Source organism: Kitasatospora sp. NPDC004240 (assembly GCF_053603215.1).
The window spans coordinates 1-7939 of sequence record NZ_JBSGFD010000286.1 but is presented as its reverse complement, the minus strand read 5'-3'; the positions used below and the strand labels follow the sequence as shown (position 1 = coordinate 7939).

Here is a 7939-nt window from a genome sequence, read left to right as displayed (position 1 = left end):
GGCCGGAGCCGGCCGGGCCCGCGGGCCGTACGCCGGAACCGGGCCGTACGCCGGAACCCGGCCGGCTTCCCCGGCGCCGGCCCGGCGCGAGCGGGATCACCGAGGTCCTGCCGCTGCGGCCGGTGGCCGGTGCCTGGCTGCCCTCCTCGGCGCTCGTCGCGCGGTACCTGGGGTCCGGCGGCCAGGAGTAGCGGTTGGCGCGGACGGGCCCGGTGCGTCCCGGGGGGATGAACAGACCGAGGCGGCGCGGCTCGCGTCGGTACCCAGCAACCAATCAACGGGAGAACCGTGACTGACAGGCATGACCGGCTGGCCGCAGAGGTGCGGGTGCTCCGGGACAAGGTCGTCGGGGTCACCGACATCGTGGTGACCTCCGTCGACGGACTGGTGATCACCGCCGAGACGGACGAGAGAGCCGAGGCCGAGAGCCTGGCCGCCCTCACCGCGGCCTCCTTCAGCATCGCCAGCCGGGCCGGCGGCATGAGCAGCAAGGGCCGGCTGCGCCACGTGGTGTCGCAGTTCACCGACGGCTACCTGGTCACCCGGCCGGTCGGCGAGATGGCGCTGATCGGGGTGCTCGGCGACGCCGGGATGGACGTGCAGCGGCTGCACGCCGAGGCGCAGGACTCCGCGGACCGGATCAACGTCCTGCTCACCACGGTGGGCAGCGGATCGGTGAGCAGCGGATCGGCGGGCGGCGGATGAAGGGCCGGCCCGTGCGGCCCGCCCGGGCGACGGCCGCGGGGCCGGCACCGGGCGGGTTCCGGGCCGGCGGCGGGTGCCGGGCCGGCGATGAGCGCCGGCACAACGGCGAGTTCCAGGACAACAGGGAGAAGGAGCACGAGTGAGCGGGTCGGACGTCCGAGGGACCCAGACCATGACCGAGCGGGTCACGGGTCTGGTGAAGGGCTTGCGCGCCGAGGTGCCGGACTGCGTCGCGGCGGGGGTGATCGACATGTCCACCGGCATGCTGCTGTCGGTGGAGACCGTCGACTCGCACCCGCCGGAGGTCCTGGACATGCTGGCGGCGGCCACCCTCGACCTCTTCCAGGGCCGGAACGTGGTGATGATCGAGGGCATCTTCAAGGAGCGTCGCGGGGTCGTCAGCGACCGGCACTACTTCCAGGAGATCCTGGTCAACAGCGACAACCTGACGCACCTCTTCCTGCGGATCGACAGCACCGACGAGGTCGTCGCCGTGGTGGTCTGCCGCAAGACGGTGAACGTGGGCATGCTGTTCGCCCAGGCCCGCCGGGTGCTCAAGGAGGCCGGCCGGCTGTGACCGCGCCGCACGCCCGCGTCTGAGCCCGCCGTCGTGACGGGCCGGTCGTTCCGGACCGTAACCGGCCGTAGCGGTCCGTGTGGCTCGCCGGGGGCGACCGGCCGCCGGGGCGCGATGTGGCCCAGGTCACCCGCCCCGATGTGTACGCCACCGTATGTGAGGCCTATGGTCGTTCTGTACGGTGGCGTATACGAGGGGCCCCGACCGGGCCCCCGAGCAGGAAAGGCGGCGGCGCCGATGCGGCTCCCCATCGCGGCCCACACCGAACGTCCCTGGCGCGTCCACGAGTTCGCCCGGGACTTCCGCGTCGAGGACGTCTGGTCCTACCGCACCCCGGGCGCGGGGCCGGACGACTTCCCGGCCATGCTCCGGGCGATGCGGACGGGCGGCTCGTTCGAGGGGCAGTCCGCCCCGGTGCGCTTCCTGTTCGCGGTGCGCTGGAAGCTCGGCGCCCTGCTCGGCTGGGACCGGCCCTCGACCGGTCTCGGCGAGCGGGTGCGGTCGCTGCGCGAGCGGCTGCCGGACGACCTGGCCGCCACGGCGCCCGAGGCCGACCCCGCCTTCCCGCTGACCCCGGTGTACGAGCTCGCCGACGAGTCCGTCAGCGAACTCGCCAACGGCACCGTCCACACCCTCATGCACCTCGGCTGGGCGCCGGCCGAGGGCGGCGGCCACGAACTGCGGATGGCGGTCCTGGTCAAGCCCAACGGCCGCTTCGGCCGCCTCTACATGGCCCTCATCGCGCCGTTCCGCCACCTGATCGTCTACCCCGCGCTGACCCGCCAGTGGGAACGCGCCTGGCGCGAGCGCGACGCCCACCCGAGGACGTAGGGCGTGTCTGACAATTCCCGCCGGGCGCGCGACGCCGGAGCACGCACCTCGCCACGTTGTCGTCAGGCGCCGATGGCCCCCAGCCTCCGGCTGGGAGGTGCCCCCACCGCATGGACTTCTTCCTCCGCCTTGCGATGCACGCACGGATGGGGGTCCCCCCGGCCGAAGGCTGGGGGAGCCGCGCGCTGATCCGCCGCGAATTGTCAGACACGCCCTGGCGCCCTACGGCCTGCGGGCCCGGCGGCGGTAGTGGTCCAGGACGTCCTGGCGCAGCAGGTGGCCGAAGCCGGCCCCCTCCAGGCGCAGGCCCAGCTGGTACTCGGTGAGGTCCAGGGCCGCGGCCGTCCGGGGGAGGTGCCAGTCGTGCGCGGCCAGCCGGTCCAGCAGGTGGCCGCGACGGACCTGGCTCTCCGAGAGGCGGAAGGTCTTGAGGTAGGCGATCCGGCCCTCGGCGTCCGTGATCGCCTCGCCGATGTGGTTCTCCCGCTTGGGCCGGAAGTCCGGCAGGAAGCGCGAGAGGGTGAAGCGGTCCATCCGCCGGACGGTGTGGCTCCGGTGGTCGGCGTCCAGCAGGCCGCCGGCCATGGTGGAGTCGTGGAACCGCGCCCACGCGCGCTCCTGCTCCTCGACGGCCGTGCGCAGCTCCGCGAGCGAGCGGACGGGGGCGGAGCGCAGGTCGGCCCGGAAGTCGGGCACCGGGGCCGTCAGGGTGCCGTAGTGGTGGACCAGTTCGCCGTAGAGGTCGAGGAGCAGGCTGCGGTGCAGCGCCCGGTAGTCGTCCGGGTGCGGCACCACAAAGACGGCGGCGAGCGCGTCCGCGACGTACAGCGCCGTGCCGCACTGGCCGGGGTGGATCTCGAACACCCGCAGGGCGTCGGCCAGTCCGCGGACCTGGTCGCCGCTGTAGGCCTCCTCGGCGCGCGGTGACAGCCCGCGCCGCAGGGCCTGCTCGGACCACTGCTCCCAGGCGACCGTCGGGCCGCCGAAGTGCAGTGCGAGGTAGCCCTCCAGGGTGAGGTGCAGCGGCAGGAAGCGCAGCCTGGTCCGGCTCTCCCGCTTGGCCATCCGCCGCGGCGGGCGCAGCCGTACGCGCTCGGGGGCGTCCGGGCCGAGCTGGGTGCCGTACGCGGCGGCGGGCGTGCCGTCGCGGGTCCAGTCGGCGACGAAGCCGTGCGGGACGAACGCGTGGTAGCCCGTCCGCGCGCCGGTCGGCACGCAGGCGTACGCGTCCTCCCCGTAGAGCTCCTGGTGGAGCCGGAGGTCGGTGATCGGCTCCTCGCGGACCAGCGGCACCAGCCGCACCCCGCCCCAGACCTGGGCGGGCCGGGCGGTCAGCCCGGTGAGGTCCGGCCGGAACGCGGGGCCGGGCGTGGACTGCGTCGTCATGGGTTCTCCGTGGCGGCCAGGAAGCGCTCCGTACGGGCCGCCAGGTGCGCCGTCAGCTCGTCGATCCCGGTGCGGCCCTCCGCGAACGCGGCGAACTCCACCAGGGCCGGCAGGTCCTCCGCGTCGCGCAGCCCGGCCGTGGGCACGGTCGGCGCGAGACGGCGGACGTCGAAGCCCCCGGCGTCGTAGACGGGGTTGAGGTGGACGATCCGGGTGCGCCGGTCCGGGTCCAGCCGGGTGCGCCACACCCGCAGCACCTCGGCGGCCAGGCCCGGCGGGGCGTTGTCCCAGCCGTCCGAGACGATCAGCAGGCGCTGCGGCGCGGTGTCGAGCGCGTCGAGGATCCGCCGGCCGAGCGGGGTGGGCCCGTACGGCCGGACCAGCAGCGCGTCGGTGCGGCCGGACGTCCACAGCGCGGTGTACTCCCCGGCGAGCGCCTCCAGCAGGAAGTGGCAGGCCAGGGCGACGGCGAGCGGGCGCCGGCGCTTCTGGCCCGAGCCGAGGGTCGAGAAGCTGTCGTCGAGCACCGCCGCGACCCGCCCCCAGCCGCCCGCCTCCGCGCCCGCCGCCCGTCGCGCGGCGGCCCGCAGGGCCTGCGTCAGCCCGTCGCGGCGGGCCACCCGGTCGGCCGGCGGCAGGCCGAGCACGTACGAGGCGAGCCGGGTCAGCGGCATCCGGGCGAGGTCGGTGCGGACGGCCTCGGCGCCCCGGTCGCGGGCGGACTCCTGGAGGCGCAGCCGCTCGTGCGCGGTCATCCGCGGGGCGATGCGCTCCAGGAAGTCGCCGCGGGGGACGCCGTGCCGGGCGGCGAAGCCCTCCGCCACCGTGTACGGGAGCTCGTACAGGGCCGACCGTTCGTGGTGGGCGCGGGTCCAGGCGTCCAGCAGCGGCGAGCGGTAGCGGGTGCGCCGGCCGGGGGCGTACAGGAAGTCGCCGGTCTCCTCGTCGCCGGGCCGCAGATGGGTGTGGCGCAGGGCCAGCTTGAGCCCGCCGCGGTACTTCACGGCGTCCAGAGCCTGGTCCGGGCGGCCGGCGAGCCAGTCGCGCAGGATCGCCCGGGTGCGGCGGTTGTTGACCTTGGCCCGCCGCAGTTCGGCGATCAGCCGGTAGACCCGCTGCGGGGGCAGCAGGGTCAGCCGGCGGGCGATCAGCCGGCCCTCGGCGCGCCGCTGCTCATCGGTGGCCTCGCGGGCGTTCTCCAGCAGGCGGCGGACGATCAGCGCGGCGTTGTGGTCGTTGATGTCGAGGGAGAGCGTGGCGGCGTAGGCGTCCCGGTAGTTCACGCGCATGTACTCGTGCAGGAAGTCCAGCGACAGCTGCTGCTCCGCCGCGCCGCTGTGGAACTCGCGCTGGCCGGTGGCGGTGATCGCGGCGTTGACGAAGAACAGCACGTCCTCGGCGGCGATCAGGTCGCCGTACGTCTCCACCGTGCCCCCACCGTCCTGCTGTCCGTCGTTCCCCGCTGCTGGATGCCGGCCGGGGAATGGGGGCACGAACTGCGAATCAATGCTTTACAGGCGCGTTCCGGAAGTCGCACCGGAGTCCCGCGGCCGGCCCGTCGACCGTAGCAGGCGGCCGGCCCGCCCCCGCGCCGGGGGGCGTCGGGTCGGCGGGGTCCGGACCCGCGGCCGCGGTCAGGTCATCGCGGCCAGCGCGGTGGTGACGGCCCGCTGGAGCCGCTCGTCGTCCAGGATGGTGGAGGTGTAGCGGCGTTCGGAGGCGGCGACCTCGGTGAGGAGGGGGACGGCCGCCGCGGCGGGGCGGCCGATCGCGCCGAGGATCGTGACCACCCGCAGCGGCAGCTCGCCGGTCCGGCCGGCGGCGAGCGGGCCCAGTTCCGGCAGCAGGGTCGCCACGGCGGTCTCCGCGTCGCCGGTCAGCCGCCACCACGCCTGCGCGGCTCCGACGCGGGTCCACGCGCCGACGCTGTTCAGCATCGGCCGGACGTCGGGGGCGTGACCGACGGCGAGCGGGCCGAGGTCGGCGAGGTGGCCGAGGACGGGCCGTCCCAGGCCGGCCCGGGCGGCCCCGCCGATCACGGCGAGGGCGAGCCCGGGGTCACCGGTGATCCGCCAGTGCGCCCAGGCGGCGGTCTGGGTGCCGTGCCAGGGGTTCGAGGCCACCTGGTAGGCCTCCTCGTACCGGGCCGGACGGACCTCGCCGCGCGCGAGGGCGGCCAGCGGCCCGGCCGCCGCCGCGGCCTCGGGCCCGATCCGGCCCAGCGTCCAGGCCGCCGCGCGGGCCCGGATGCCCTCGAGCAGGCGGATCAGCTCGGGCGTGGCCGGCGCGGCCGCCCGCCCCCAGTGGGCGGGCACGGTCCCGGCCTGCCTCAGGGCCGTCAGCAGCTCCCCGGCCCATGCGACGGGCAGCGCCTCGACGGGCGGCGCCTCGACTGGCACGGTGCCGAGGCGCTTGAGGCACCGGGGCAGCGCCCTCCGGTCACCCAGGCCGACCAGGGCCCGGAGGGCGCAGTCGCCCCGCCAGTCCTCCTGGTCGACGAAGGCGATCAGCCGGTCGGCGTGCGGCGCGATCGCCGACCCGGCGTGGGCGATGGTCCCGCGCGACTCCCAGCCGGCGAGGGATTCGTCGTCGGACAGCGAGTCGAGGAGGGTCTCCCACGCGCCGTCCGGCGGGCGCCGCCAGGTCTCCACCTGGGTACGGGCCTGCGCGGCGGCGGCGCGGCGCCGGTCATCGTCCAGCCGGTACCCGGTGAAGGACGGCCGGGTGGTGGCCGGCGGACGCTCGCAGAGCAGGCGGGCCGTGTCGGCGGCCAGCCGGACGTGCGGGTCCGGGTGCTCCTGCCACGGCCGCAGCCATCCCCCGGGGTCGGCGGCCCGGGCCGCCGTCAACAGCTCGCCGGCCGCCAGCAGTTGGCGGGCGAGGACGGCCGGCTCGCGCTCCGCGGCGGCCTGCCGGCGCAGCGCCTCCAGCGCCGCCGGGTCGGCGGGACGGATCTCCTCCAGCACCCTCACGGCGTGGAGGCGCAGCTCGGGGTCGGCGTCGTCGACCAGGGCCAGGGCCGTCCGAAGGCCGGCGGCCAGCACGGACTCCAGCCCGGGGACGTTCGCGCGCCCGGTGCCCAGCCGCGCCGCCCGCGCGCTCCGCCGGACCATGTCGAGCACCGCGACCCGCCGCCTCCCGCCGAGGTCGGGCAGCAGCTCCAGCAGCTGCACCAGGACCGGGGCGACGAGCGCCGGCGGGGACATCAGGTTCACGGTGGAGCTCAGGTGGTACCAGGCGACGCCCTCGGCTCGGAGGTCGCCGGGGGTGGTCATGGCACGCAGCCGCCCCGGCGTCCGCTCCTCGCCCTCGGCCACATCCTCCAGCACGTGCCAGGGCGCCTCGGTGTCGTTCATGATCGCTAGCCTAGACCCGGCGGCGGCCAGCGGACGGGGGAGGCGGCAGTGAGGGCTGTGCAGGAGCTGCTGGACTGGCGTGGTCCGGCCTCGGTGAACGTGTTCGTCGCCGGCGCGGGCAACACCCCGCTCCCGGCGGGGGCCTTCCACCTCGCCGGGCTGGTGCCCGACGAGGTGCTGCCGTTCCCCCTGCTGGGGCAGCCGGCGGCGATCGCGCGGCTCGGCCTGATCTCGTACGACCTCGACTTCGAGGACATCACGCTCGACCTGCGCGGCTACACGGGCGCGGCCCTGCGACGGGTCTGCGCGGACGGGCCGGCGGTGGCCTGGGCCGCGTTCGAGGGCTCCTTCCATTACGACGAACTCCTCACCGACCAGGTGGCCCACCAGGTCTACGGCCTGTGCGTGAGCGGCGGCGATCCGGTCGTGGAGTGGGACACGGTGGGCCTGCGGACGGCGGGGTGGCGGCGCCGGGTGGCGGGCGCCCGTGCGGCCCTGGACGTGCTGTTGGCGGGGTAGGGCCGCACGGGTGGGGCCAGGGGTCAGAGCTGCTCGTCGTCCACCGCGCCCGGGGCGAGTGCCGGGGACGGGAAGGCGTGACGGGCCTCGCCGCCGGCCCACCACACCCCGATCGCGAACAGTGCCGTGGCCTCCAGCAGGCCCGCCCGGTCCAGGCCGCCGCAGGGCACGGCCGAGCAGCCCATCGAGGTCACCAGGCCCGTGACCAGCTCCGCCGCGGCGGGATCGTCCGCGCAGAACGGCACACCCAGCGGCGCGCCCTCGAACCGCGGCCGGGGCAGCGTCCAGACGCTCTCGTGGCAGATGCCGAACACCTTCGCCACCCGGGCCGCCGGCGCCGCCCCGGCCAGCCGGGTCGCGACCGAGTCCGGCCCGCCCGCGGTGGTCAGCAGGGGTCCGGCCGGGCCCGGCGCCATCGGCACGGTGCAGTCGAGCAGCGTCCGCCCGGCCAGTTCCGGCGCGAGCCGTTCCGCCAACTCCGGTGCGACGTCCGCCGGTACGGCGACCAGGACCGCCTCGCCGAACCGCGCTGCCGCCGCGAGGCCGCCGCCGCCGGCGCCCGCCC

General features: G+C 75.9%; 8 protein-coding genes and 1 pseudogene. 5 read left to right on the top strand and 4 right to left on the bottom strand.

From position 1 onward, the window contains the following. The 4 genes and pseudogenes from ACWEQL_RS39075 to ACWEQL_RS39060 form a co-directional block, all read left to right on the top strand. Positions 1–191: pseudogene (locus ACWEQL_RS39075) on the top strand (hypothetical protein); the annotation flags it as partial. A gap of 97 nt (positions 192–288) precedes the next feature. After that, the gene (locus tag ACWEQL_RS39070) at positions 289–705 is read left to right on the top strand and encodes a roadblock/LC7 domain-containing protein (protein WP_452155805.1); all 417 of its coding nucleotides are present in this window, start codon (positions 289–291) and stop codon (positions 703–705) included. 172 nt (positions 706–877) lie between these two features. Further along, the gene (locus tag ACWEQL_RS39065; RefSeq protein ID WP_452155803.1) at positions 878–1282 is read left to right on the top strand and encodes a hypothetical protein; all 405 of its coding nucleotides are present in this window, start codon (positions 878–880) and stop codon (positions 1280–1282) included. Between the two features lie 237 nt (positions 1283–1519). Then, the gene (locus ACWEQL_RS39060; RefSeq protein ID WP_452155801.1) at positions 1520–2113 is read left to right on the top strand and encodes a DUF2867 domain-containing protein; all 594 of its coding nucleotides are present in this window, start codon (positions 1520–1522) and stop codon (positions 2111–2113) included. Between the two features lie 222 nt (positions 2114–2335). On the opposite strand, the gene ACWEQL_RS39055 is transcribed toward ACWEQL_RS39060, so the two are convergent. From ACWEQL_RS39055 to ACWEQL_RS39045, 3 genes are all read right to left on the bottom strand, one after another. Beyond that, the gene (locus ACWEQL_RS39055; RefSeq protein WP_452155799.1) at positions 2336–3499 is read right to left on the bottom strand and encodes an ARPP-2 domain-containing protein; all 1164 of its coding nucleotides are present in this window, start codon (positions 3497–3499) and stop codon (positions 2336–2338) included. Next, positions 3496–4926 (bottom strand): hypothetical protein, encoded by a 1431-nt coding sequence (locus tag ACWEQL_RS39050; protein WP_452155797.1) that lies wholly within the window; start codon positions 4924–4926, stop codon positions 3496–3498. The genes ACWEQL_RS39055 and ACWEQL_RS39050 overlap by 4 nt, the downstream gene beginning before the upstream one ends. A 207-nt stretch (positions 4927–5133) precedes the next feature. Further along, complete coding sequence (locus tag ACWEQL_RS39045; protein WP_452155795.1) at positions 5134–6855, bottom strand: hypothetical protein; 1722 nt, start codon at positions 6853–6855, stop codon at positions 5134–5136. A gap of 48 nt (positions 6856–6903) precedes the next feature. Here ACWEQL_RS39045 and ACWEQL_RS39040 point away from each other — a divergent pair, with 48 nt between their 5' ends. Then, a complete protein-coding gene (locus tag ACWEQL_RS39040) occupies positions 6904–7374 on the top strand; it encodes a hypothetical protein (RefSeq protein ID WP_452155793.1) in 471 nt (156 codons plus the stop codon). Positions 7375–7397: 23 nt separating this feature from the next. Here ACWEQL_RS39040 and ACWEQL_RS39035 read toward each other — a convergent pair. Beyond that, on the bottom strand, positions 7398–7939 hold a 542-nt coding region (locus ACWEQL_RS39035; protein ID WP_452155791.1), incomplete at its 5' end, for an NADP oxidoreductase.